Annotated in this window: 26 protein-coding genes; 12 read left to right on the forward strand and 14 right to left on the reverse strand. The window is 71.0% G+C overall.

All coding sequences use genetic code 11. The features are described 5' to 3' along the window. The 8 genes from G3I60_RS33045 to G3I60_RS33080 form a co-directional block, all read right to left on the reverse strand. Positions 1–2112: hypothetical protein (locus G3I60_RS33045; RefSeq protein ID WP_164608097.1), on the reverse strand; the 2112-nt coding region annotated here is incomplete at its 3' end. Then, on the reverse strand, positions 2109–3860 hold the full coding sequence (gene pstS / locus G3I60_RS33050) for a phosphate ABC transporter substrate-binding protein PstS (protein ID WP_343241242.1): 1752 nt from the start codon (positions 3858–3860) through the stop codon (positions 2109–2111). The genes G3I60_RS33045 and pstS, both read right to left, overlap by 4 nt. Continuing rightward, positions 3857–5128, reverse strand: coding sequence for a phosphate ABC transporter permease PstA (gene pstA, locus G3I60_RS33055; RefSeq protein ID WP_203674497.1), 1272 nt, complete (start codon positions 5126–5128; stop codon positions 3857–3859). The genes pstS and pstA overlap by 4 nt, the downstream gene beginning before the upstream one ends. A gap of 10 nt (positions 5129–5138) precedes the next feature. Beyond that, a complete protein-coding gene (gene pstC, locus G3I60_RS33060) occupies positions 5139–6161 on the reverse strand; it encodes a phosphate ABC transporter permease subunit PstC (protein WP_164294921.1) in 1023 nt (340 codons plus the stop codon). Between the two features lie 92 nt (positions 6162–6253). Then, on the reverse strand, positions 6254–6664 hold the full coding sequence (locus tag G3I60_RS33065; protein WP_164294922.1) for a DUF1508 domain-containing protein: 411 nt from the start codon (positions 6662–6664) through the stop codon (positions 6254–6256). Between the two features lie 176 nt (positions 6665–6840). Further along, positions 6841–7392 carry an NUDIX domain-containing protein gene (locus G3I60_RS33070; protein WP_307811155.1) on the reverse strand — a complete coding sequence of 184 codons (552 nt, stop codon included), beginning with the start codon at positions 7390–7392 and terminating at the stop codon, positions 6841–6843. Next, positions 7389–8510: an adenosylhomocysteinase gene (locus tag G3I60_RS33075; protein ID WP_164294924.1), complete on the reverse strand. Its 1122-nt coding sequence runs from the start codon at positions 8508–8510 to the stop codon at positions 7389–7391. The genes G3I60_RS33070 and G3I60_RS33075 overlap by 4 nt, the downstream gene beginning before the upstream one ends. 11 nt (positions 8511–8521) lie before the next feature. Next, positions 8522–9016, reverse strand: a complete 495-nt coding sequence (locus G3I60_RS33080; protein WP_239070564.1) for an ATP-binding protein — start codon at positions 9014–9016, stop codon at positions 8522–8524. Between the two features lie 149 nt (positions 9017–9165). Here G3I60_RS33080 and G3I60_RS33085 point away from each other — a divergent pair, with 149 nt between their 5' ends. Both G3I60_RS33085 and G3I60_RS33090 read left to right on the forward strand, forming a co-directional pair. Beyond that, complete coding sequence (locus G3I60_RS33085; RefSeq protein WP_164294925.1) at positions 9166–9708, forward strand: GntR family transcriptional regulator; 543 nt, start codon at positions 9166–9168, stop codon at positions 9706–9708. 3 nt (positions 9709–9711) lie between these two features. Next, positions 9712–10482, forward strand: a complete 771-nt coding sequence (locus tag G3I60_RS33090) for a GntR family transcriptional regulator (protein WP_164294926.1) — start codon at positions 9712–9714, stop codon at positions 10480–10482. Between the two features lie 25 nt (positions 10483–10507). Here the strand turns inward: G3I60_RS33090 and G3I60_RS33095 are convergent, their stop codons facing one another. After that, on the reverse strand, positions 10508–11149 hold the full coding sequence (locus G3I60_RS33095; protein ID WP_164294927.1) for a PH domain-containing protein: 642 nt from the start codon (positions 11147–11149) through the stop codon (positions 10508–10510). 339 nt (positions 11150–11488) lie between these two features. Between G3I60_RS33095 and deoC the strand changes: the two genes are divergently transcribed. The 4 genes from deoC (at position 11489) to G3I60_RS33115 (ending at position 16505) form a co-directional block, all read left to right on the forward strand. Continuing rightward, on the forward strand, positions 11489–12481 hold the full coding sequence (gene deoC / locus G3I60_RS33100; RefSeq protein ID WP_203674511.1) for a deoxyribose-phosphate aldolase: 993 nt from the start codon (positions 11489–11491) through the stop codon (positions 12479–12481). 5 nt (positions 12482–12486) lie between these two features. Continuing rightward, entirely contained in the window at positions 12487–13917 is a 1431-nt protein-coding gene (locus tag G3I60_RS33105; RefSeq protein ID WP_138352204.1) for an aldehyde dehydrogenase family protein, read from the forward strand. After that, positions 13910–14797, forward strand: a complete 888-nt coding sequence (locus G3I60_RS33110; protein WP_164294928.1) for an aldehyde dehydrogenase family protein — start codon at positions 13910–13912, stop codon at positions 14795–14797. Before G3I60_RS33105 ends, G3I60_RS33110 begins: the two co-directional genes overlap by 8 nt. Positions 14798–14984: 187 nt before the next feature. Continuing rightward, complete coding sequence (locus G3I60_RS33115) at positions 14985–16505, forward strand: hypothetical protein (RefSeq protein ID WP_164294929.1); 1521 nt, start codon at positions 14985–14987, stop codon at positions 16503–16505. Here G3I60_RS33115 and G3I60_RS33120 read toward each other — a convergent pair. Continuing rightward, positions 16458–16850: a hypothetical protein gene (locus G3I60_RS33120; RefSeq protein ID WP_138352207.1), complete on the reverse strand. Its 393-nt coding sequence runs from the start codon at positions 16848–16850 to the stop codon at positions 16458–16460. The two genes, G3I60_RS33115 and G3I60_RS33120, sit on opposite strands and share 48 nt — an antisense overlap. 192 nt (positions 16851–17042) lie before the next feature. Between G3I60_RS33120 and G3I60_RS33125 the strand changes: the two genes are divergently transcribed. Then, positions 17043–17696 (forward strand): hypothetical protein, encoded by a 654-nt coding sequence (locus G3I60_RS33125; protein WP_343241243.1) that lies wholly within the window; start codon positions 17043–17045, stop codon positions 17694–17696. 240 nt (positions 17697–17936) lie between these two features. On the opposite strand, the gene G3I60_RS33130 is transcribed toward G3I60_RS33125, so the two are convergent. After that, complete coding sequence (locus G3I60_RS33130) at positions 17937–18716, reverse strand: SigE family RNA polymerase sigma factor (protein ID WP_164294930.1); 780 nt, start codon at positions 18714–18716, stop codon at positions 17937–17939. 233 nt (positions 18717–18949) lie between these two features. Here G3I60_RS33130 and G3I60_RS33135 point away from each other — a divergent pair, with 233 nt between their 5' ends. From G3I60_RS33135 to G3I60_RS33155, 5 genes are all read left to right on the forward strand, one after another. Continuing rightward, the gene (locus G3I60_RS33135) at positions 18950–19627 is read left to right on the forward strand and encodes a response regulator transcription factor (protein ID WP_187144990.1); all 678 of its coding nucleotides are present in this window, start codon (positions 18950–18952) and stop codon (positions 19625–19627) included. A 29-nt stretch (positions 19628–19656) separates the two neighbouring features. Then, on the forward strand, positions 19657–21120 hold the full coding sequence (locus G3I60_RS33140) for a cell wall metabolism sensor histidine kinase WalK (RefSeq protein WP_138352279.1): 1464 nt from the start codon (positions 19657–19659) through the stop codon (positions 21118–21120). Between the two features lie 5 nt (positions 21121–21125). Then, positions 21126–21782 carry a hypothetical protein gene (locus tag G3I60_RS33145; RefSeq protein WP_239070574.1) on the forward strand — a complete coding sequence of 219 codons (657 nt, stop codon included), beginning with the start codon at positions 21126–21128 and terminating at the stop codon, positions 21780–21782. A 17-nt stretch (positions 21783–21799) separates the two neighbouring features. Next, the gene (locus tag G3I60_RS33150) at positions 21800–22333 is read left to right on the forward strand and encodes a VanZ family protein (protein WP_307811157.1); all 534 of its coding nucleotides are present in this window, start codon (positions 21800–21802) and stop codon (positions 22331–22333) included. 91 nt (positions 22334–22424) lie between these two features. Beyond that, positions 22425–22625 (forward strand): PspC domain-containing protein, encoded by a 201-nt coding sequence (locus G3I60_RS33155; RefSeq protein WP_138352210.1) that lies wholly within the window; start codon positions 22425–22427, stop codon positions 22623–22625. On the opposite strand, the gene G3I60_RS33160 is transcribed toward G3I60_RS33155, so the two are convergent. From G3I60_RS33160 to G3I60_RS33170, 3 genes are all read right to left on the reverse strand, one after another. Then, complete coding sequence (locus G3I60_RS33160) at positions 22609–23331, reverse strand: hypothetical protein (protein WP_164294931.1); 723 nt, start codon at positions 23329–23331, stop codon at positions 22609–22611. The genes G3I60_RS33155 and G3I60_RS33160 overlap by 17 nt on opposite strands. Positions 23332–23471: 140 nt before the next feature. After that, the gene (locus tag G3I60_RS33165; protein WP_164294932.1) at positions 23472–23834 is read right to left on the reverse strand and encodes an ATP-binding protein; all 363 of its coding nucleotides are present in this window, start codon (positions 23832–23834) and stop codon (positions 23472–23474) included. Positions 23835–23938: 104 nt separating this feature from the next. Beyond that, complete coding sequence (locus G3I60_RS33170; RefSeq protein ID WP_138352213.1) at positions 23939–25105, reverse strand: adenosine deaminase; 1167 nt, start codon at positions 25103–25105, stop codon at positions 23939–23941. Between the last annotated feature and the right edge of the window lie 62 nt (positions 25106–25167).

Consider the following 25167-nt stretch of genomic DNA (forward strand, 5'->3'; position numbering starts at 1 on the left):
CGCCTTCTCCATGGTGGTGGCGTCGGCGAGCGCCTGGGTGCGCAGCGACTGCGGCATGGGCGCGTAGCCGGGCGGCAGCTGGCCCGCCGACACGCCGGGCGTCTGGCCCGGCCCCGCCGCGTACCGCATGAGCCGGCTGTACGCCGCGCGGTCCGCCGCGGGCCGGCCGGTCGAGGCGGCGGCGTACGTGACGGTGGTCAGCGGGTACGCCCCGCCCCTGGCGCTCGCGGGGTCGGGGGTCAGCACCCCGGGGACGGCCGACGGCCGCATCGTGCCGACGCCCTTGGCGAGCGCGTCGTTCGTCGGCTTCACGAACGTGCCGTCGGCGGTGCGCAGCGCGGCGGTCCGCAGTCCGTACCGGGCCGCGGAGGCGGAGTCGACGAGGGCGATGACGGCCCGGTCGCCGGGCTTGGAGGCCTGGCTGACCAGCTTCGCCTTGTGGGCGTTGCTGTCGAGCTCGGCGACGATCGTCCGCCCGGTGTTGCCGCGCCGGGTGCGCTGGGCGCTGTCGTGCATGTCCTGGGTGTACGGGTCCAGGTCGGTGATCCCGTACTGGAGCGGGTCGTTCGGGGGTACGGAGAGCGCGGGCGACAGCGTCGGGTCGGACTTGGGGAAGTCGGTCAGGCCGGTGTCCTTGTCCAGGGTCAGGCTGCCGAAGTACGGATTGATCTTCGCGCCCCAGGGATCCGGCTTCCCGGCGAGGAAGTCCCTGGCCTCCGGGTCCGACCGCAGCCACTGCCAGACCAGGCGCGCGGTGTCGGTCTCGTCCAGCGGCACCAGCAGGGAAAGCGGCCGGGCCGCGTCGACCGCCCAGTTCTTGTACTGCGGATTGAGGGCGATGAATTCCGGGTCGTTGCGCAGGGACGCCGGATTCTTCGCCACATGTGCGGGCGGCTGCGCCAATTGCCAGCCCGGCACGTCACGGATATAGGAATGCGTGAGCATTTTCGCGACGAGCCGTGGCGTCAGTCTCATTTCCTGCAGTTCGCCGGAGCCCGGTGTCTCGATGTAGAACCCGAGGGTGAGGCCGGAGACCGCGACCGGCGCGTGCACGACGGGTGGCCCGCCTTCCGCGGCCTCCACCGGGTCGAGGGTGAAGGCCAGACCGGGGGCGTCGGCGGCGGCCGCCGTCACCTGGCGGCGGGCGTAGGGCTCGCCGCTCTGGCTGAACCCGAAGGTCGTACCAGTGCTCTGGCAGAGCGTGGGCTGCCAGGACGTGAGGGCGTCCGTCACCATCTCCGAACCGATGGTGCGGGACTCGGGCTGGCCGATCGGGCAGTAGGAGCCGGTGGCCAGGAAGTCCAGCCGGAAGACGAGCCGTTGTTCCCAGCTGGTGGTGGACAGCCCGGACGCGTCGACCTTGTCCCCGGCGGTCGCCGTCGTACCGTCCGTGTCGTGCGCCCCGCGCGGCACGACGACCAGCCAGCAGTGCCGCGGGCCGGCGGCCGTGGCGTCGCCGCAGCCGAGATGGGGCGCCTGGACGACGGTCTGCGCCTCGAAGACCGACTCCCCGGTGCCGTCGGCCCCGACGCGTACGAACGGCTGCTCGTTGGTGTCGATCGGCCCGAAGTAGGTGAAGTCCGTGGACGACTTGGTCGGCTTTCCCTTGACCGGGCGGAACGGCACGAAGGGGTTGTCGAAGGGGTGCGCCGGATCCAGGACGTACGTCTTCTCGCCTGGGTCGACCTGGTCGGGCAGCGCCCGCTGGCCGGCCCACCGGCCGCCGGTGCCGCCGATGCCCGAGGCACCGAACTCGCAGTTCTCCCGGTCGGGCCCGTTCCGGCCGTCCCCCCAGCACTGCATGATCTGCAGGTAGTTGGAGGTGAACTCGGTGTCGGTGGTCGGCGCCCCGCCGGTCCAGGTCACCCGGACGCCCTGTGCCCGCAGCTTCTTCGTCTGGTGGACGGTGACCTTCAGCGCGGAGAAGTCGTCGTAGCGGCCCTTGCTGCCGGAGAGCGTGACGGCCGACTCCTCGCCGTCGGCGGCGCTGGCCTGGGACGTGGTGACGGGCAGCGGCAGCAGGGCGATGACGAGGGCCGCGAGGAGAGCGGCGAACCCGAGGATCTGCCGGCCCGGACGCCTGCTCGCGCGCTTGCTGTTGAGCCTGTTCATGCGTCCGCTCCCTTGCCCGGGGTGCGGGCGGTGCGGCCGCTGCGCGCGCCCAGTGCGCGGGCGGCGATCGGCGGGCCGACGACCACACCGAGCAGCAGGATCGCGGAGAGCGCCATCAGCGTGGTGCGCAGCGCGCCCTGTCCGTCGGCGGCGAGCGAGACGGGGTTGCCCGCCACGGTCGCGTCGCCGCCACCGCCGCTGTCGGCCGGCAGCTGCTCCCCGGTGTCCGGGTCGATGGCCGTGGCGCCAGTGGTGCCGGTCGTCGCGCCCGCCGTCGTGGCGCCGGCGGTGGTCCCGCCCGCCGCGGTGCCGCCGGACGTGCCGGCAGTCGTCCCGCCGGTGGTTCCGGACGAACTGCCGGACGAACTGCCGGACGAGCTGCCGCCGTTGGCGCCGGACTTCACCGGCGTCTGCTGGTTCCTGGCACCCGCCGTGCCCGTCGAGCACTGCGTCGTCCCGCGCTTGTCGCAGGGCTGTGGGTACGGGGCGTTCTTGGCGAGGGTGTTGGAGCCGTCGGAGGAGAAGGTGGGGTTGCGGCAGCCCTTGATGTCGACGTTCTTGGCCTCGACGCCGGGGATCCGGCGGACCTGCGAGAGCCCGGCCTGCACCAGGTTGATGGGCAGCGGCGAGTAGCCGAGCTGGTCGGCCTGCTGCTGCCCCTCGCAGAGGAAGTAGTAGGCGAAGGCCCCGAGCGTTCTGCCCTTGTCCTCGGTGAACGGCGCCTCGTTCGTGGTCGGGACGATCATGTAGCTGTAGCTGGACAGCGGGTAGGCCCGGCGGTCACCGGAGCGGTAGACGTTGTCGAGGATCTGCGTCAGATAGTCCGTGGAGTTCTTGTCGTCGTTGATCCGGGCGGACATCAGGCCCACAGCGACGCTGGAGGCCGTCGGCTCGACGTAGTAGCCGCTGCTGTTGAGCAGCTTGGCGACGGGAAAGCCGGTCTTGATCGCGTACGAGTACTCGACGTACGTGATCGCGCCCTCCGCCTGGGGCTGCCGGACGTAGCCGGAGACGCCGAGCGAGCCGGACTGGGCGGTGAACCCGGAGCCGGGGATGACCGGGTAGTACGACGTCAGGCCGCAGGGCGTCGGCTTGCCGGCGCGGCGGCAGTAGTCGTTCCACAGGGCGCTCTGCTCCTTGGCCATCCAGGTGCTGAACTGCGCGGTGGTGCCGGAACCGTCGGAGCGGACGACGGGGATGACCCGGCGGGCCGGGAGCGTCAGGCCGGGGTTGTCGGCCGCGACCTCGGGTGCGTTCCACATGGTGATCTTCCCCGTGAAGATCTTGGTGAGCACCGCGCCGGACAGCCGCAGGTTGGTGACCCGCTTGCCGCCGATCTTGAGGTTGTACATGAACGAGGTGCCGCCCGCCACGATCGGCATATAGGCGTAGCCGCGCTTCGGCGGCGCCTCCTTCACGCCGAACTCGGTCAGCCCGTACGGGATTTCCGAGACGCCGAAGTCCGAGACCCCGTTCTTGAACTGCTCGCGCCCGACGGACGATCCGACCGCCGCGTAGTTCACCGTCATCCCGTACTGGGTGACGTTGCGGCGCCACTGGTCCAGCGCGTTGGAGCTCCAGGTGGACCCCGCCCCGCTGATCTTGGTGTACGAGTCGGCGTGTGCGGCGGGTGCCGCGGGCAGCTCGACGGCGAGCAGCACGCAGAGGAGCGCGAGGAGCGCGGCGACGGCGCGGGCGGCGCGGATGCGGCGGGCATCAGCGGGCGGTAGTACGGGTGCGGGTATCACGAAGCACTCCTGGTCGGGGCGGATGCACGGGAGCCGGAGTCGAGCTGTTCCTCGGCGCGGGCGGCGAACCGGGCCGCGTCGCGGCGCGAGGCCAGCACACGGCGGTGTTCCTGGCGGCGGGGCAGCCGGCCGGGGCCGCGCCCGCCGATCACCCGGGCGGCGACGAACAGCAGCAGGACGAGCGCCATCAGCACGGCGGCCGTGCCGAATCCGCGGGCGATCATCGTCGGCTCGGGCGACTTGATGAACTCGAACGTGGCCAGTGGCAGCGAGATCTGCGGCCCCGACAGCGGATCGGTGTTGGTGACGGCGGTGAATCCGGCGGTGAGCAGCACCGGCGAGGTCTCCCCGATGCCGCGCGCGGTGCCGAGGATCACGGACGTGGTGAGCCCGGACCTGGCGGTGGGCAGCACCACGTGCCACACCGTCCGCCAGCGCGAGGTGCCGAGGGCGTACGCGGCCTCGCGCAGCGGGCCGGGCACCAGCCGGATGACGACGTCGGCGGCGCGGATGATGATCGGCAGCATCATCACGGAGAGCGCGAGGGCGGCGGCCAGTCCTGAGCGGTCGAGACCGAGGGTGAGGATCGCGGTGGCGTAGATGAACAGGCCCGCGACGATCGACGGCAGGGCCGTCATGGCCTCCACGATGGTCCGCACGAAGCGCGCGAACCGGCCCGGCACCTCGTTGAGGAACACCGCGCACAGCAGCCCGGTCGGAACGGTGACCACCAGCGCGATCCCGATCTGCTCCAGCGTGCCGGTGATCGCGTGCAGGATCCCGCCCGCCGCCAGCGGGTCGAGGGGCCCGGCCGACGCCATGTCCTGCGTGTAGAAGTTCAGGTGCGGCAGCGCCTTGCGGCCCTCCCACAGGGTGTAGACGACGACGAAGGCGAGCGCGGCGAGCATCAGCAGGCCCAGGCTCTGGGCGAGGACGGCCGCCACCCGGTCGCGGACGGCGGGACCGTCCTCGTCGAAGGAGACCAGCAGCGCGTACAGCCCGAGGAAGAGCCCGTACGCCACGAGCGTGAAGCCGAGCCCGCCGCTGAACGGCAGCAGCCGGGTGAAGAGCAGCGCGGTGATGCTCAGCGAGGCCGCCGCGGCGCCCAGCACCGCGTACACATCGGTGGCACGCAGCAGCGCGAGCCGGCGGCGCGGCTCGCGGGGGCTCCCGGCGTCGGGTGACGTCGACTTCGAGGGAAGAGTGGTGCGCGGGGAGTTCTGGGCGCTCATGGCGTTGTCTCCGCGCGGCGGGGCGACGAGGGTCATCGGGCCTTCCTCAGGAGTCGCTGGCCGCGCCGGACCGGCTGCGGGCGACGATCGACGATGCGGCGAAGTTGACGACGAGGGTCATCAGGAAGAGCGCGAGGCCCGCGGCCATCAGCGCGGACATGCCGAACTCGCTGGCCTCGCCGTACCGCAGGGCGATCAGCGAGGAGACGGAGCTGGAGCCGTTCTGCAGGATGTGCGGCTGGACCACGAAGACCGGCGAGATGATCAGGTACACGCCGATGGTCTCGCCGAGCGCGCGGCCCAGGCCCAGCATCGTGCCGCCGATCATGCCGCCCTTGCCGAACGGCAGCACGACGCTGCGGATCATGCCCCAGCGCGTCGCACCGAGCGCGTAGGCGCCCTCCCGCTCACCGACCGGCGCCTGCGAGAAGACCTCCCGCATCACCGAGCAGGCGATCGGCGCGACCATCAGCGCGACGACGATGCCCGCGACGAAGGTGGAGGAGGTGTAGACGGTGGCGGTCGCGAGCGGGTCCGACGGGTCGGCGCCGTCGACCTTGAACAGCGGGAACCAGCCGAAGTACCGGGCGATCCAGCGCGCCGTGCCCAGCACGTGCCCCTGGAGGAAGAACAGCCCCCACAGCCCGTAGACCACCGAGGGCACGGCGGCCATCAGGTCGACCAGACTGATCAGCGTCTGGCGCAGCCGGGGCGGCGAGTACTCGCAGATGTAGAGCGCCGTACCGATGGCGAGCGGTACGGCGAAGCAGATCGCGACGAGGGCGATGAGCACGGTGCCGGTGAGGACGGCCGCGATGCCGAAGTTCCCGGCGTCGGGCTCCCACGCCTCCGTGGTGAGGAACGAGAAGCCGGCCTTCGACAGCGCCTGCCACGCCCGGTAGAGCAGAAACCCGCCGACCAGCAGCATCACCGCCAGCACGAACCCCCCACCGCCTCGGGCCACCGCCCGGAAGACACGGTCGGGCAGCCCGGGATCCGCGTGCAGCCGCCTCGGTACATCCTCGGCGGCGGCTGCCGCGGGTGGTCGGTCATGCGTTCGCGTCGTCACATGGCTGACGTTCACGGGGTGCGGTGGACGCGTGCGCAAGGCGATGTGAACGAGGGGCCCCGTAGAGGCAACTTCGGTTCACATGGCGTCAGTTACCGCACATCGACTCCTTCGGAGAGACCGTTGTCCACCTGTTCGGTCCCGGCGGCACCGATCTCGGCAAGCAGCGCGCGGAAGCGGTCGTAGGCGGTTTGGCAGGTCGAATGCCGCTCATAGGCCCGCGACGAGACGGCGACCGTCTGCCCGTCCGCACCGCGCAGCCGCCACACCCAGCCGTTGCTGTCGGCGGCGTGCTGCACTCCCCCGGGCAGCCCCTCCGACCCGGCACACAACCGCCCGAACGCCCGCAGGCACTCCCCGTAGTCCGGGTAAGCGGTTGCGCCGACCGCTACCGTCCGCCCGTTCTGGGCGGTGAGCCGCCAGGAGTGAAATCCCTCGTCATCGATGTCTATCCGACAGCGCGCACCGACCCCGGCCGCGCCCCCCGTGTCCCCTGCTGCCATCCCCCACCCCTGCTGGCCGTCTCAAGGAAGGCTGCATATGCGGCAGACATGCAGCACACGCAATGTAATGAGACTGCGCAGACAAAGGGCGTACTCACAGGAGCACCACAGCATGCCTTCACCACGAAGTTGCCCCTCGTTCACCCCACCCGAGCAAGCGCTCTCCGCCCTCCGGTTCAGCGGATCCCGGAGCGGACCCGCTGACGAAGTCGCTCATCGGCAAGGGTCGGCGCGTCACGCCAAGCGAAGTCGGTCACCTCTTCGGCCTGCAGTTCCCTCACATCGGCCGCGGTGCGGAAGAGGAACCGGAAGTCGATGTGCCGGTGGCCGGGTTCGCCCTTGGCGGCGTTGGCCGGGATCGGATGAGTATCGATGTGAACGGGCCGGTCGCCGACCGAGGTGACCGATTCCATGGCGATACCCGTTTCCTCGGTGAGTTCCCGCAGGGCCGCGTCATGCAGCGTGGTGTCCTGCGGTTCGAGGTGGCCGCCGGGCAGCAGCCACGTGTCCAGAGCCAGATGGTGAATGTGCAGGACCTCGCCCTCCCGGTTGACGAGAACCGCGCCGGCCGTGGCATGCCCGCGGAACTCCTGACGGCTGCTGAGGTCGGCCCCGTCGTCAAGCAGCCCGAGCACGACGGACAGCGCGTCCTTCTCCTCAGGGTGCGCGTCCAGGTACGCGTCAACGGTGGCACGGATGTGTTCGGACGTGATGGCCAAGTCGATCACCTGTTGAAGTAGTTGAGCCAGATCGCCGCGATGGCGGCGCGGTCGGTCGCGCTGACCTCGTGCATACCGGGTTCGAGATCACCGCGGGTGAGCATCCTGATGGCCGCCAGGATCTCGGCCTGCACCAGGAAGATGAAAGGCCCCACGCTGGCGCCGTGCAGAAAGTTGACGGCGTTGCCGCCGTTGGCCAGATAGAAGTAGTGGCCCGTGGTCCGGTAGCGGGTCACGTGCTCGCTCACCGTCGCTCGGGTGTAGACGTCCGGCAGTCCGAGCAGTTCCAATTCATCCTCACTGCTCGTCACGGTGGCGACGTACGCTCCATTGCGCAAATGCGGGAAGTCCTCCCCGCGTAACGAGATCGCGCCCGTGGCGCAGAGCACCAGCCCTGCCCCGTTCAGCGCGCTCTCCCGGTCCCGGGCGACGGTGAAGCCCTGAGACAGCGCCTGCGTCCGGCGGACGGGGTCGATGTCGAAGACGGTCACATGGACGCCCTTGGCGTGCAGCAGCCGGGCAATGCTCGATCCGAGCTTGCCGAACCCGATCACGAGGGCCGGGCGCCCGTGCAGGATGTCGCCCCGCCCGCGCATCACCGCCTCGGTGGAGAAGACCACGGATTGGCCGACCAGGAAGTCTTCGGGGTCCTTCAACGGTGAGCGGGCGACCGAGACGACCGGGCAGGGCAGTTTGGCCAGATCCTCGTACCGCCGGTGGCCGTTCTCGGTGTCCTCGATCACCCCGACGAGACGACCGGAGAAACGCTCCTGGAGATTCGGAATCGTCGGAGCGAAGTAGCCACCGACATCAAGGAGCGCGACCGCCTCTCCGGCGGCGCGTGACTCGAAGTACTCCAGTGCGCTGTCGGCGCCCGCGAACACAACTCGGGAGAGAACGTCACAGGCGAAGCTCCTCTCCACCTCTCGCCGGGCCGAATGATTCACGGACTTCGGCTTGGGCAGGACGGCACGTAACCGGGACATCGCGCCCACCGCCCGCACGAACGCGGGCCTCTCGGGCAGCAGGTGCGTCACCAGGAAGGACGACGCGAACTCGTCCGGGGCGAACCGGGCGGCAATCTTGGCGAAGTAGGCGTCCAGCCGAGCTCGCTCGAAGGATTCCATGGCAACCTCGCTCATTTCAGGGCCGGAAGGATGGAGTTGGATTCGGGGTCGGGCCGGGCGTCGGTGCTGGCGCCCGCTCCGGATTCGGACGCGGACTCGGCCCTGAATCGCGACCAGACCACCTTGCCGATCGGTTCGCGGTCCTCGACGCCCCAACCGTCGGAGAGCTCATCGACGATCAGCAGGCCGCGCCCGGAGATGTCCGTAGAGCCGGACCGCCGAATGCGCGGCACGGTCCTACTGCCGTCGTGGACCTCGATTCGGACCCACCCACCGGCGGCGGCCACCTTCACGAGAATTCCGCGGCCGGGGGCGGCGGCGTGGGTGAGGGCGTTGGAGGCGAGCTCGGAGACGCAGAGCCGTACGTCATCGGCTCGTCCTGACAGGCCCCAGGCCGCCAGAGTTGTGGTCGCGAAGTCGCGGGCTATGGCGATCGATGCCGGTACGGCGTCGAAGAATCGTTGCGCGGCCCCCGACGGGACGGGCTCGGAATGCATTGGGTCCATCGATCCCCCTGCAGCAGTGCCTCGCAAGGGTGTTGCGAAGCTCACAGCAAACCTTAAGGTGAATCGACTTAAGGTTGCAAGGTGTCAGCAACTCCGCCTCCACGGCTCCTGGCGATACGTTGGAGGTCCGCCGATGGAAGGAACGGCCCTTGACGAACGAGGAATGGGAGAGCGAATCGACGCGGTACCTGACTCCCCGTGGGCAGGGCCGGTCGGACGCGTGGACGGAGGAGGCCGCGGAGAACAACCGTCGCGGCGGACAGCGACTTCTCGCTGCGGGGATGGTCGTGCCTCCGCTTGAAGTCGCCCGGGCCCTACGCCTCCCGGAGGGCGAGCAGGTGGTCGTACGACGACGCCTGATCCTGCTTGATGGCCTGCCCGTGGAGCTCGCGGACTCGTACTACCCGGCCCGCATCGCGGCCGGCACCGAGCTCGCCGAGCAGAGGAAGGTGCCCGGAGGAGCAGTCACGCTGCTCGCCCGGCTCGGCCATGTGGCGGGGCACGTCGAGGAATCGGTCACCGCACGTATGCCCACCGAAGTGGAACGGGAAGCCCTTCAACTCGGCGAACAGGACCCGGTGATCCTCCTGTCGCGGCTTATCCTCTCCGGTGACGATCAACCGATGGAGGCCTGCGTGATGACCATGACCGCAAGCGATCGCGTGCTGCGCTACCGGCTCCGGCTCGGCTGACGCATGCCCCACTGGAACGACACCCGGCCCGCCCATCAGCAGATCGCTGCGGAACTGCGTGACCGGATCATGGCGCGCCGATTGGAGCCGGGCAGCAAGCTGCCTTCCACACAACAGCTCATGAACGAGTTCGGCGTGGTCGGCACCACCGTCCAGAAGGCGCTCCAGATCCTGAAGGCCGAGGGCTTCGCCGTCGGGCATCCCGGAAAAGGGGTCTTCGTCCGCGAGCAGCCGAACCACACCATTGTTCCGGCCTCGTACATCCCGCCGCCGGAGAGCGGCGCGCCGGATCGCTGGATGGAGCAGGCGGCAGCCCGTTCGCGGACCGGAGCGACCCGGATCCTCGATGTCGCGGAGGTTACGGCCCCGCATGATGTCGCGGAGGCGCTCGGACTGGCGGACGGCGGGACCGCCGTACTCCGGTCCCGGCTCATGCTGCTCGACGACGAGCCGTCGGAGCTCGTGCGCTCCTACTACCCGGTCGAACTGGCCCGGGGCACTCGTCTCACCGACCGCCGACGCATCCGCGGTGGATCACCGACGCTCCTCGCCGAGCTGGGCCATCCGCCCCGGGAGTTCGTCGACCGGGTCTCCGCGCGTCCGCCGACGTCCGAGGAATTCACCCTGCTGGAGCTGCCCGCCGAGGTGTGCGTGCTGCGCACCTTCCGGGTGGTCCACTCCGATGGTGGCCGCCCTATCGAGGCTTCCGTGATGGTGAAGGCAGGCCACCTGTACGAACTCGAATACCGCCTGCCCGTGATGCCCGTGATCTGACGCCGGCCGTCGGAGCGGCCGGGGGTCAGCCGATGGCGAGGAGGACGGCCAGGACGATGGCGCCGGTGATGATCGGGGCGATGACCTCGTAGGCCCAGCGGACGCTGACCTCGCCCTGGGCGCCGGGCTTGGCGGCGTTGGTCTCGGCGAGCTCGCGGAGTTCGTCGACGGCCTGGTCGGACCAGGCGCGGGGCGGGATCTCCGGGGCGTTGAGGGCGGAGGACTGGCGGGCCGTCGCGGTGGCGGCGCGGGCGGTCTGGCGGGCGACGCGCTTGCGGGCGCGCAGCGAGACCGGGATCGCCCAGAGTTGGAAGCGCTGGCCGCCGGCGACGACCTCGGTGGAGTAGCCGGCCCGCAGGTGTTCCACGGCCGACCACGGCACGGTGATCGTCCGGAAGGGATTGCGGATGCGGAGCCGTTCCTCGCCCGCGAAGACGGCGGGCCGGATCGTGAAGGCCGCCAGCAGGGGCAGGGCCGCCAGGAGCCCGGCGAGGGTCAGCCACGGGGTGCGTCCCGAGCCGCGGAGCACCGCGTCGCCGCCGAGCCACAGGGAGAGCGCGATCAGCAGCGCGCCGGTGACGATGCCGGCCACCGACCGGTAGGCGCGGTCGTCGTACTTCGGCCGGTCCGGCTGCGGGGTCGGCGTGGGGTCGTCGGAACTCGTCATAAGGCCCGATTCTGCCTGACGGGTGCCGCGCGGCCGGTCGCGCACAGGTTGCGGTACGGCATCGGGACAGATCGGTACGGCGTCGGCATGGATCGAGAGAACAGCGCGGCAGCAGGAAGCGGTGGTAGGAAAAGGGGCCGGCCATCCCCCCTGTGGCCTTGCGGCGCGGGCCCTGTGCGCCCACCCGGCCCCACGGCCGCCACGGCAGCCGACACCGCAGCGCACACAGCCCCGGAGGCACCCGCCCGCCCCGCCCCGAACACGCCCGGGTGTGGCGAACCAATCAGGGGGGTGGTGGTGACAGGTCGCTACGCGCGTAGATATGCTCATGTGGTGACCATGCCCACTGTTCCCGCTTTCGGCCCAGAAGCCGCGGCCCGGCTGGCGACGATGGCGGACGTGACCGCCTCGGACACCGCACTCCGCCGCTTCCTCCACGGACTGCCCGGTGTCGATGCCGTCGGCCTCGAAGCCCGCGCCGCCACGCTCGGCACCCGTTCGATCAAGACGACGGCGAAGTCCTACGCCATCGACCTGGCGATCTCCATGATCGATCTGACCACGCTCGAAGGCGCGGACACCCCCGGCAAGGTCCGGGCGCTGTGCGCCAAGGGCATCCATCCGGATCCCACCGACCGCACGGCCCCCAAGGTCGCCGCGATCTGTGTCTACCCCGACATGGTGAAGACCGCGAAGGAGGCGCTGCGCGGATCCGGCATCAACGTCGCCTCCGTCGCCACCGCCTTCCCGGCCGGCCGCACCGCGCTGCCGGTGAAGCTCGCCGACACCGCCGACGCGGTGGCCGCGGGCGCGGACGAGATCGACATGGTCATCGACCGTGGTGCGTTCCTCACCGGCCGCTACCTGCAGGTCTTCGAGGAGATCAGGGCCGTCAAGGCGGCCTGCGTGAGGCCGGACGGCAGCGCCGCCCACCTCAAGGTGATCTTCGAGAACGGCGAGCTGGCGACGTACGACAACATCCGCCGCTGCTCCTGGCTCGCGATGCTCGCCGGCGCCGACTTCATCAAGACCTCGACGGGCAAGGTCGCGGTCAACGCGACCCCGCCGAACACGCTGCTGATGCTGGAGGCCGTCCGCGACTTCCGCGACGCGGTGGGTGTACAAGTGGGAGTGAAGCCGGCCGGCGGCATCCGCACCACGAAGGACGCCATCAAGTACCTGGTGATGGTCAACGAGACGCTCGGCGAGGAGTGGCTGTCCCCGCACTGGTTCCGATTCGGTGCATCCAGCCTGCTCAACGATCTGTTGATGCAGCGCCAGAAGCTCAGCACCGGGCGTTACTCCGGTCCCGACTACGTGACGGTGGACTGACCGACATGGCATTTGAATACGCACCCGCACCCGAGTCCCGCGCGGTCGTCGACATCGCGCCGTCGTACGGGCTCTTCATCGACGGCCAGTTCTCCGAGGCCGCCGACGGCAAGGTCTTCAAGACCGTTTCGCCCTCCTCGGAGGAGGTCCTCTCCGAGGTCGCCCAGGCCGGGGCCGAGGACGTCGACCGGGCGGTGAAGGCCGCCCGCAAGGCGTTCGAGAAGTGGTCCGCGCTGCCCGGCGCCGAGCGCGCCAAGTACCTGTTCCGGATCGCCCGCATCGTGCAGGAGCGCTCCCGCGAGCTGGCCGTGCTGGAGTCGCTGGACAACGGCAAGCCGATCCGAGAGACCCGCGACACCGACCTGCCGCTGGTCGCCGCGCACTTCTTCTACTACGCGGGCTGGGCCGACAAGCTCGGCCACGCCGGCTACGGCGCCGACCCGCGCCCGCTGGGCGTGGCCGGCCAGGTCATCCCGTGGAACTTCCCGCTGCTGATGCTGGCGTGGAAGATCGCCCCGGCGCTCGCCGCGGGCAACACGGTGGTGCTCAAGCCCGCCGAGACGACCCCGCTCAGCGCCCTGTTCTTCGCGGACATCTGCCGCCAGGCCGGGCTGCCCAAGGGCGTCGTCAACATCATCACGGGCGACGGCGCCACCGGCGCGGCGCTCGTGGAGCACCCCGACATCAACAAGGTCGCCTTCACCGGCTCCACCGAGGTCGGCAAGGCCATCGCCCGCTCCATCGCCGGCACGGACAAGAAGATCACGCTGGAGCTGGGTGGCAAGGCCGCCAACATCGTCTTCGACGACGCGCCGGTCGACCAGGCCGTCGAGGGCATCGTCAACGGCATCTTCTTCAACCAGGGGCACGTCTGCTGCGCCGGCTCCCGCCTCCTGGTCCAGGAGTCGGTGGCCGAGGAGGTGCTGGACGCGCTCAAGCGCCGTATGCAGACGCTGCGCGTCGGCGACCCGCTGGACAAGAACACCGACATCGGCGCCATCAATTCCGCCGAGCAGCTGGCCCGCATCACCGAGCTCACCGAGGCCGGCGAGGCCGAGGGCGCCGATCGCTGGGCCCCGGCCTGCGACCTGCCGTCCGCCGGCTACTGGTTCCGCCCGACGCTCTTCACGAACGTCACCCAGGCGCACCGGATCGCCCGCGAGGAGATCTTCGGCCCGGTGCTGTCCGTGCTGACGTTCCGCACCCCGGCCGAAGCCGTCGAGAAGGCGAACAACACGCAGTACGGCCTGTCGGCCGGCATCTGGACGGAGAAGGGCTCGCGCATCCTGTGGATGGCGAACCAGCTCCGCGCGGGCGTCGTCTGGGCCAACACGTTCAACAAGTTCGACCCGACCTCGCCCTTCGGCGGCTACAAGGAATCGGGCTTCGGCCGCGAAGGCGGCCGTCACGGCCTGGAGGCGTACCTCGATGTCTGAGAAGTCTGAAAAGTCCGAGCGGCTCAGCGTTTTCAAGACGTACAAGCTTTACGTCGGGGGCAAGTTCCCCCGCAGCGAGAGCGGGCGGGTGTACGAGGTGACCGACTCCAAGGGCAACTGGCTCGCCAACGCGCCGCTGTCGTCCCGCAAGGACGCGCGGGACGCGGTGGTGGCCGCCCGCAAGGCGTTCGGCGGCTGGTCGGGCGCCACCGCGTACAACCGCGGCCAGGTGCTCTACCGCGTCGCCGAGATGCTGGACGGTCGGCGTGAGCAGTTCGCCGCCGAGGTCGCGGCGGCCGAGGGCATCTCGAAGGCCAAGGCCGCGGCGCAGGTGGACGCGGCCGTCGACCGCTGGATCTGGTACGCGGGCTGGACCGACAAGATCGGCCAGATCGTCGGCTCGGCGAACCCCGTCGCCGGACCGTTCTTCAACCTCTCCACCCCGGAGCCGACCGGCGTCGTGGTCGTCCTCGCCCCCCAGGCGTCGTCGTTCCTCGGCCTGGTCTCGGTGATCGCCCCGGCCATCGCCACCGGCAACACGGTGATCGTCGTGGCGAGCGAGAAGTCGCCGCTGCCCGCGCTGGCGCTGGGCGAGGTGCTCGCCACCTCGGACCTGCCCGGTGGCGTGGTCAACATCCTGTCCGGGCGGACGGCGGAGATCTCGCCGTCGCTCGCCTCGCACCAGGACGTCAACGCGATCGACCTGACGGGCGCGGACGACGGTCTGGCGAAGGATCTGCAGATCGCCGCGGCCGACAACATGAAGCGCGTCCTGCGCCCCCGCGGCGCGAAGGACGGCGACTGGTCCGCCGACCCCGGCCTGGACCGCCTCAAGGCGTTCCTGGAGACGAAGACCGTCTGGCACCCGATCGGCGTCTGACGGGCCTGCGCTCGACCTCAGGCGGAGATCCAGGCTCACGCACGCACCAGGGCGTGTGAGCAAGGTCTCCGTCCACCGGCACCCCTCGCGGGGCAGGCTTGACCCGCGGGGGGTGTTGCGTTTTCAGGTACCTGTTCACCGCGCCGCCGTGTCTCCCGCGTCAGTGCGCCACCGTCGGAGGATCCCTGTGTGGGACGGCTTCACCGGGGTTCTTCCCTACGTCGCCTTCAGCGCGTTCCTGTGCTTCCTGGTGCCGTCCGTCCCGGTGTGGCTCGGGCGCCGCAAGGCCCGCGCGATCGCCGCCGGCCGGCCGATACGGATCCGCAGCCGGCTGCGCGTCGACGAGCCGCCGTCCGCATCCCCTGACGCCGGCCCGTCCAGTACCTCCGAGCGCGGTGAACTGGTGGCGCTGCCCGGCGGGCCGCTGTACTTCCTGTCGTCGGACGGCCCGGTACCGGTGCTGGAACTGCCGCCCGGCGGCACCTTCGAGCGCACCCTGTACGCCCGCGCCGGCTCCGCGCCCGGCTCGGGCCGCCGGATCGTGCGGACCGCGCTCGTCCACCGCACGCCGTCGGGCGGCAGCCTGCGCGTCGAGACCGCCCGCGGCGACAGCCGTGCCCTGCGGGCCGCCCTCCAGGCGCCTCCCGCCGGACGGCCGGCCCCACGCGCCCTGCCGGCCCGGCTGCCGGTCTGGTGCGCCGTCCTGGCCGTCCTGGCGCTGCTCGGCGCCGTACCGGTGGCCTCGATCGCCGTGTTCGGCAAGCAGGTCACCGCCCATGTCACGTCGAACACCGGGGACGACTACTGCGGTGTCGGCTGGGCCGACCCCTGGGACGGCTCCCGCAGGGACGCCGAGGTCGACTGCATCCGGGCGGACGACGGGCACTACCGGCGCGGCGACACCATCGACGTCATCGCCCTGCCCCGGCCGCTGCGCGGCAACGCCTTCGACACCGACAGCCTGCCGATCCTCGGCGTGCTCTGCGCGGCCGAACTGCTGGTGAGCGCGCTGGGCTTCGGGCTCTCGCAGCTGCGCTGGAGCCGCCACTGGCGGCCCTCGGAAGCCGTCCCCGCCACCGTCACGACACCCGAGCAGCCCGAGCGGCCGTCCACCGACCCGGTGCTGTCGCTGGCCCGGCCCCTCGACCGGCTGCTGGCCCGCCGTCTCCATCTGCCGCCGGACTTCCACGACTCGCCCTGGTGGCGGGTTTCCGTACTGCGGAAGCTCGCCGTCCGCGACGGCGTCTCGTTCGGCGGCCTGACGCTCCTCGGCCTGGCCCTGGTGCTCCTGCGCGACCTGTGGACCCACGACAGCGACGCCACCGTCTGGATCATCGTGGCGGCGCTCACCGCTCTGGGGGCCGCCGCGCGCGTCGTGCACCGCGCCGTGGACGCCACCCGCGTCGTCCGCACCCTGCTGCGCGCCGTCCGCTCCGGCGACCCGCAGGAGGTCCGCTACGCCCTGCTGTACGTCGCGGAGGCCGCCGACACCAGCTGCCTGTGCCCGGACGACGCCGACGGCCGGCGCGCGGAAGTGGCCGTCGCGACGGCCTCGATCGGCATCGCGACCCCGGCCGCGGCCGTGCCGAAGGCCAGGAGCGGAGCGGGAGCGGGCACCGCACCCGGCCGGCAGGGGGCGGCGTACGTGGAGGAGGGTTCCTCAGCCGGGCAGGAGGGTGGACAGCTGGCCCACGAGCGGCAGCTCTGACACCGAATCCCCCTGGGAGAGCGGCCCGGTCACGGCGCCCGTCGACACCGGCTTGAAGTCCGCCACCTGCGGGGTGACCACGTTGTCCAGCGGGTCCACCCCGGTCTGCGCCAGCGGGTTGATCGTCAGGTGCTTGACCGGGCCCAGCGCGTAACCCAGGGCGGAATCGGAACCCAGCGTCGAGCCGACGGCCGCATCGGAGCCGAGGGCCGAATCGGTGAGGGCCGGCGCCGTGCCGGCCGACGCCGAGCCGCTCGCCGCGAGGGCGGCGGCCGCCGCGGCGACGGTGACGGTGGCCGCGGTGCGCAGCAGGGAGTTCAGCTTCGGACGGGCGTGGTTCGGCATGGCCACCTGCTTGGCATAGAAGTGCGGTGATCTGGTGGAACACGGCACGGGGACGCGTCCCGGCGACACCTCACGGCGCGGCACCGCGGAGGATCGCCATTCGACTACACAAGGTAGTTGGACGAGTGCACAGCGTCCAAACCTGCGCCCGGGGGGTCACCCGGTCGGCGCAATGCCGCACACTGTTCTCTCGTGAGTTCCTCTCCGTCCACCGCGCGCGTGATCCTGCTGGCCGGCCCTTCCGGGTCCGGCAAGTCGTCCCTGGCCGCCCGTACCGGGCTGCCGGTGCTGCACCTCGACGACTTCTACAAGGAGGGCGACGACCCGACCCTCCCGCAACTGGCGCACGGCGCCGGCACGGACTGGGACTCGGCGCTCTCCTGGGACGCGGACGCGGCGGTGGCGGCGATCAGCACGCTGTGCGCGACCGGCACCGCCTCGGTGCCGGAGTACGACATCGCGTCGAGCTCCATCACCGGCGAGATCCATGTCGAACTGACGGGCTCCCCCGTCTTCGTCGCCGAGGGCATCTTCGCGGCCGACATCACCGACCGCTGCCGCGAACTGGGACTGCTGGCGGACACCCTGTGCCTGCGCGGCAGTCCGGCCGTCACGGCCTGGCGGCGGTTCCGCCGCGATCTGGCCGAGGGCCGCAAGTCCGTGACGGTCCTGCTGCGCAGGGGCTGGCGGCTGATGCGCGGCGAGCGGGCGATCGTGGCCCGGCAGACCGCACTGGGCGCCTACCCGTGCGGCCAGGACGAAGCACTGCGCCGCATCACCGCGCTGCCGCCGCCCGCACCGCGCGCGGCGGCGGACCAGCCGACCGACATACCCGTGGACGCGTAACCGCCCCGAACGACGGCCCCGGCCCCCGCCCCGCACGCGCAAACAGGTGCGGGACCAAGCAGTCCCCCCGGACTGCCCGGTCCCGCACCCACCGCGCTCCCCCGACCGCGGCTTTCCCCCGTACCCCCCGGTTTTTCCCCCGCTCCCCGTTCCCCCGTATCCCCCGTATCCCCCGTTCCCCCCGCTTCCCCGTTCCCCCCACCGGTCCCCCGACCGGCGTTCTGTGGACGGTCCGAATCGTCAGGCCACCAGCTCGCCGAACGACTCCTCCTCGTCGCGGCCGAAGCTCAGCGCCTCGTCCTCGCGCATCCGGCGCAGCGAGCGCCAGATGCTGCTCTTGACCGTGCCGACGCTGATGCCGAGGATGTCGGCGATCTCCGGGTCGGTGCGGCCTTCGTAGTAGCGGAGCACCAGCATGGTGCGCTGGGTCTCGGGAACCTTGGCCAGCGCCTGCCACAGCACGGCGCGCAGTTCGGTGCCGCCCATCGCGTCCGACTCGCCCACCGTCTCCGGCAGTTCCTCGGTCGGGTACTCGTTGAGCTTGCGGCGGCGCCAGGCGCTGATGTGCAGGTTGGTCATGGTGCGGCGCAGGTAGCCGCCGACGGCCGCCTTGTCGCTGATCCGGTCCCAGGCGCGGTAGGTGGAGAACAGCGCGCTCTGCAGCAGGTCCTCGGCCTCGTAACGGTCACCGGTCAGGTGGTAAGCGGTGGCGTAGAGGGAGGCGCGGCGCTCCTTGACGTAGGCGGTGAACTCCGCCTCCGCCAGGCTGTCGTGCCGCGGTACCGGAATGGTGGCCGTTGCGGTGGCCGTGGCGGCCGGTGCACCGGCGCCGCCCTCGATCGCCGTCATGTACGGCGGCCGGTTGCGGGTCACCTGGCCGGTGCTCTGTGCCGTCTGTCGTCCGGTGCCGCGAGCGCACCCCCGTCCGTTCGCGGCACCGGACTTCCCGTCGTTCCGGCCGGCGGTGTGCTGGCGCGGCTGAAGGACTGCGGTGGTGGTGGTGCTGTGCAGTGCGTTCATGTCGCGCCCCCGTCGGTGGAACCGTCTTGGTGATATTCGGCGTCGGTCTCCGTGTGGATGCCGCTGCCTTAGGTCCATAAGACTGCCGGGCCAGTTTCATGGCGCTGTCCGCCGAGTGTCACAGGCCCGTCACAGAGACTTCCGGTACACGCAGAGTGAGCCCGGGGCCGATCCTTGAGGTGAGATCCCCCCGTGCTCGATACATGGGCATCCGGTAGGTCACAATGACCGGCGTGCCTTTCCTGTTGCTTATCGAGGATGACGACGCCATCCGTACCGGCCTCGAACTCGGCCTGTCCCGCCAGGGCCACCGTGTGGTTGCCGCGGCGACGGGCGAGGACGGCCTGAAGCTGCTCAAGGAGCAGCGCCCCGACCTGATCGTGCTGGATGTGATGCTGCCGGGCATCGACGGCTTCGAGGTGTGCCGCCGGATCCGGCGCACCGACCAGTTGCCGATCATCCTGCTGACCGCCCGCAGCGACGACATCGATGTCGTCGTGGGGCTGGAGTCGGGGGCCGACGACTATGTCATCAAGCCCGTCCAGCCCCGGGTGCTCGACGCCCGCATCCGCGCCGTGCTGCGCCGCGGTGAGCGCGACAGCACGGATTCCGCGGCCTTCGGCTCCATCGTGATCGACCGTTCGGCGATGACGGTGACGAAGGACGGCGAGGATCTGCAGCTGACGCCGACCGAGCTGCGGCTGCTGCTGGAGCTGAGCCGCCGGCCCGGCCAGGCCCTGTCCCGGCAGCAGTTGCTGCGGCTGGTGTGGGAGCACGACTACCTCGGTGACTCGCGGCTGGTCGACGCCTGTGTGCAGCGGCTGCGCGCGAAGATCGAGGACGTTCCGTCGTCACCGACCCTCATCCGTACGGTCCGCGGTGTCGGGTACCGCCTGGACACGCCGCAGTGACGGACCGGTTCTTCGGCTGGGCCACCGGCATGCTGCGCTGGACCAGCCTGCGGCTGCGGCTGGTCGCGGTGTTCGCCGCGGTGGCGCTGACGGCCGCCGTGTCCGCCTCCGGGATCGCGTACTGGCTGAACCGTGACGCGGTGCTGACCCGTGCGCAGAACTCCGCGCTCAACGACTTCCGCGACTCGCTGCAGCGCAACGCGGCCTCGCTGCCGGTCAACCCGCCGTGCGAGGGGCTGAAGGACGCCGCCGACGAGATGGGCGGCCCCGGCAGCTACGCGGTGCTGCTCATCGACAGGACCCCGGACAACGGGCCGTGCGCGGCGCCGTCCAGCCGCGACGTCTTCACCCTGGACGATGTGCCGAAGGCACTGCAGGACGCGGTGAACACCCGGCACAAGCAACAGGACAACAAGTACCACCTGCACTGGCTGCGGATCTCGCTGCACGGCACGCCGTACCTGGTGGCCGGCGCGAAGATCATGGATGACGGCCCGACCGGCTACATGCTCAAGTCGCTGGACGCGGAGCGCAAGGACCTCAACTCCCTGGCCTGGTCGCTGGGGATCGCCACGATGCTCGCGCTGATCGGCTCCGCCCTGCTGGCCCAGGCCGCCGCCTCGACGGTGCTGCGGCCCGTCCAGCGGCTCGGTGTCGCGGCGCAGCAGCTCGGCGAGGGCCGGCTCGGCACCCGGCTGAAGGTGTCGGGCACGGACGAGCTGGCGGAACTGTCCAGGACGTTCAACAAGGCGGCGGAGGCCCTGGAGACGCGGGTGGAGGAGCTGAGCGCGCGGGAGGCCGCCAGCCGCCGCTTCGTCGCCGACATGTCGCACGAGCTGCGCACCCCGCTCACCGCGATCACCGCCGTGACCGAGGTGCTGGAGGACGAGGCCGACTCCCTCGACCCGATGATCGCGCCCGCCGTGCGCCTGGTGGTCAGTGAGACCCGCCGGCTCAACGAGCTGGTGGAGAACCTGATGGAGGTCACCCGCTTCGACGCGGGCACCGCCCGGCTGCTGCTCGACGAGGTCGACGTGGCCGACATGGTGACGGCGTGCATGGACGCGCGGGCCTGGCTGGACTCCGTCGAGCTGGACGCGCCGCGCGGCATCTTCGTCCGCCTGGACCCGCGCCGGCTCGATGTGATCATGGCGAATCTGATCGGGAACGCGCTCAAGCACGGCGGCTCCCCGGTCCGGGTGTCGGTGCGGACCGCCGAGGACCAGCTGGTCATCACCGTCGCGGACAACGGTCCCGGCATCCCCGAGGACGTGCTGCCGCACGTCTTCGACCGTTTCTACAAGGCGGACGCGTCCCGCGCCCGTTCGGAGGGCAGCGGGCTCGGCCTGTCGATCGCGATGGAGAACGCACACATCCACGACGGCGACATCACCGCCGCGAACGCGCCGGGCGGCGGCGCCGTCTTCACCCTGTACCTGCCGGTGCGGCCCGCCGAGGCACTGCCCGAGGGCGACGAGGACGGCCGACCGTGACGACCATGACGTCCCTCCTGCGGAACGGCCTGCGCTCCTCGCGGGCCGGAACACTCCGCACCGCCGCGCTGCTCGCGGCCCTCGTCACCGCCGCCACCTGCGGCTGCGGCATCCGGACGACCACCGTGCCGGTGGACGCGGGACCCGCGCCCACCCGGGTGTCGTGCGCCGTGCCCCAGGCGACCGTCCCGCCGGAGACGCCCGGCGCCACCGTCGTGAAGGTGTACCTGGTGTGCAGCGCGCTGGCCGCGCAGGTCACCCGGACCGTCACCAGCTCCGACGTCACCGGGGCGCGCCCCGCTCCGGCGAGCCGGCTGGTCGCCGCCCATGAGCTGCTCGACCAGCTGAAGCGCCGGCCGTCGGCCGGGGAGGCGGAGGCCGGGTTCGCCACCGAGGTGCCCGGCAACCTGAACCTCACCGGCCCCAGGCCGGGTGATCCGAAGGACTCGCTGCGGCTGAACCTGTCGCTGGACGAACTGCCGTCCTTCGCGCTGGCCCAGCTGGTGTGCACCTTCACGGCCGCGCCCGGTGTCGGCCTCGCGGACCGCTCCGTACTGCTCGGCGGTCCGGATGCCGCGGACCCCGTCAAGCGCTACCTCTGCACGTCCGCACTGCGCACCAGGCCGGACGCGGCGGACACGGCGGGAACCGTCGTCAAGTGAATGGCGTCATTCCCCTCGTGCAGCCTGAAGCCCCGATCCTGAAGGCACGCGCGATGGGCCTGGTGCTCACCGCCGTGCATCTGTCCTTCGTCGGATGGCTGATGCTCCGGCCGCACTACGTTCCCTGGGTGGCGGCGCCCAATCTGCGGCCGCTCGACACCATCCACGCCGACCTGGCCATGAGCCCGTTCGAGGCGGCGCGGCGGCTGCTCGCGGGACTGCTGCTGCTCGCCCCGCTCGGTGTCCTGCTGCCGATGACGGGCGGCCGGATCCGCACCCCCGGGGTCGGCTCCTTCGCCCGCACGGTCTTCGCCGGACTGATGGTGTCGCTGTCCGTGGAGTTCCTGCAGACGGTGGTGCCGGGCCAGATCTTCGACATCGACGCGCTGCTGCTGAACACGGCGGGCGTCGCCCTGGCGTATCTGGCGGTCGTCCCCGCGGCCCGGCGGCTGCTGCGCCGCCGCGGGTTCGGTGCCCTCACCGGGCCCGGACCCCGGGCCCGGTCTCAGGGGTCGTCCCCGACGACTCCCAGGGTCGGGATCGCCCCGTAGAGCGATGATTCGACGGGATATGTACTCGTAGCGTTGGAGACATCGGAACACCGGAAACCTCCGGCATCCGACCTTCCGACAGGAGTACGAGATGAGCGCCCTCGCCCGCCCCACCAACGGCCGCATGATCGGCGGTGTCTGCGCCGCGCTGGCCAACCGGTTCGGCACCTCCGCCACGACGATGCGGGTGATCTTCCTGCTGTCGTGCCTGCTTCCCGGCCCGCAGTTCCTGCTCTACATCGCCCTGTGGGTGATGCTCCCGGCGGAGAAGTCCGCTACCGCCGCTTGGTGACCGGCGCGCCCAGCTTCTTCAGCTGCGCGGTGACCACGGCCGGCGGCACGTCGTAGCTCTTCGCCAGGGTGACGTCCGCGCCGCGGAAGATGCTGACGGTCGAGCGGGTACGGATCACGACGAAGTCCTGCCGTGCGCCGCTGCCGCCGGCCGCGAAGCCGAGCGCGAACCGCAGATCGTCGTCGCCCAGTTCGAGCGCGGGCCGCGGGGCGACCGCCACCGGCACTCCGGTGACGCCCCCGATGACCGGCTTGAACCCGGCCGCGCACGCGTGAACCGCGGTCCGCAGGGCCGCGACCGCCTTCTGCGCTCCCCCGCTGCCATAGGCGGAGAGCGTGACGGTGACGCCCGCGCCGGGCATCTTCTGCCCGGCCGGGGCGAGCGCCCTCGGGACGGTCTCCTTGGCACCGGCCGGCGGACGCCCGGAGAGCAGATCGGCGAGCGGCTGGCACGCGCGCTTGTCGGCCGCCGTGGCGTCGGCGGCCGCACCGGCGGCATCGCCCGCCGTCACCGTGAAGCCCGGCACGTCCCCCGGCACGAGCGCCGTCCGCTCCAGCGCCGTGCGCGCGGGCAGCACGGCCGGCGTGGTGGCGCCGGGCCCGGTGGAGGCCCCGGCCGTGTCGCCGCCGGACGATCCGCTGCAGGCCGTGACCAGCAACAGGGGCGCGAGCAGCGCGAACCCGGCGATCCTCTGGGGAATGTGCACGCGCGGAGCGTAGCAAGAGCGACGGGCCGTACCCCGCCGGGAAGGCAGGGTACGGCCCGTCGCCGCGTCACGATGCGCGTAGCGGTCGCTGGTCGGTCCGCGGCTGGGCACCGCGGGGTCGGTGCTGTGGTGCGGGAGGGTCAGCCGCCGAGCAGGCCGCCGGGCAGCGCGTTGGTGGCCACCGGGCCGGTCGGCAGGCTGTTGGTCGTCACGCCCTTGGCCACCGGCAGACCGCCGAGGAGGCCGCCGACCGGGTCCTTCTGGGCCTCCGGCAGCATGGAGCCACTTCCGGTGAGCACCGTCTTGGTGGACTCGGTGGCCGTGCTGAGGCCGGGCAGGGTGTCGGTGACCTGGCCGGTCGGCAGCTGGCCGGCGAGCTGGCCGACCGTGCCCAGGGCGTCGACGGCGGGGAGGGCGGCGGCCGAGGCGGAGCCGGCGGCAGCGGCGGCGAAGGCGACGCCGAGAGCGGCGGCACCAAGGGTCTTCATGGTTCGGGTCGTCATGGCTCCGGAACGTAGTCATGACATCACGAAGGGTGCAAGCGGGGAAAATATGTACGGGCGTGGCCGTAACCCGGGGGTCACGGCCACGCCCGAAGGTTTTCCGATCAGCCCTGCGGTGTGGCAGAACCGCTGGCCAGCGCCGGTGTGGCGGCGGCCTGCTGGAACAGCCACTCCGCCTTCAGCTCGGCGTATCCGGGCTTGATTACGTCATTGATCATCGCGAGACGTTCATCGAAAGGGATGAATGCTGATTTCATCGCATTGACCGTAAACCACTGCAGGTCATCGAGGGAGTACGCGAAAGCCTCGACCAGGTGCTCGAACTCACGGCTCATGCTCGTACCGCTCATCAGCCGGTTGTCGGTGTTCACCGTGACCCGGAAGTGCAGCCGGCGCAGCAGCCCGATGGGGTGCTCGGCGTATGAGGCGGCCGCCGCCGTCTGCAGGTTGGACGACGGGCACATCTCCAGCGGGATCCGCTTGTCGCGGACGTAGCTGGCGAGCGGGCCCAGCTTGACCGCACCGTCCTCGGCGACCTGGATGTCGTCGATGATGCGCACCCCGTGGCCGAGCCGGTCGGCGCCGCACCACTGCAGCGCCTGCCAGATCGACGGCAGCCCGAAGGCCTCACCGGCGTGGATCGTGAAGTGGTTGTTCTCCCGCTTGAGGTACTCGAAGGCGTCCAGGTGCCGGGTGGGCGGGAAGCCCGCCTCGGCGCCCGCGATGTCGAAGCCGACGACGCCGTGGTCCCGGTAGCGGTTGGCGAGTTCGGCGATCTCCAGCGAGCGGGCCGCGTGCCGCATCGCGGTCAGCAGCGCGCCGACGCGGATGCGGTTGCCGTCCTCACGGGCCCGGCGCTCGCCCTCACGGAAGCCCTCGTTGACCGCTTCGACGACCTCTTCGAGGGTCAGTCCGGCTTCGAGGTGCTGCTCGGGGGCGTAGCGGATCTCCGCGTACACGACACCGTCGGCCGCGAGGTCCTCGGCACACTCGGCGGCGACCCGCACCAGCGCCTCGCGGGTCTGCATGACCGCGCAGGTGTGGGCGAACGTCTCCAGGTACCGCTCCAGGGAGCCGGAGTCGGCGGCCTCGCGGAACCAGGTGCCGAGCTTGTCCGGATCGGACTCGGGGAGACCGGCGTAGCCGGATTCGCGGGCGAGATCGACGATCGTGCCGGGACGCAGCCCGCCGTCGAGGTGGTCATGGAGGAGCACCTTGGGCGCGCGACGGATCTGGTCCGGGGTCGGGGTGCTCGTTTTCTGGCTCTGCATTCACGAACGATACCGCCTACGCGCGTAGATCACCTCCCGGGGCGGATTATTTTCCGCACGGA

It is taken from the genome of Streptomyces sp. SID13666 (assembly GCF_010548325.1).
In the GTDB taxonomy this organism is placed as follows: domain Bacteria; phylum Actinomycetota; class Actinomycetes; order Streptomycetales; family Streptomycetaceae; genus Actinacidiphila; species Actinacidiphila fildesensis.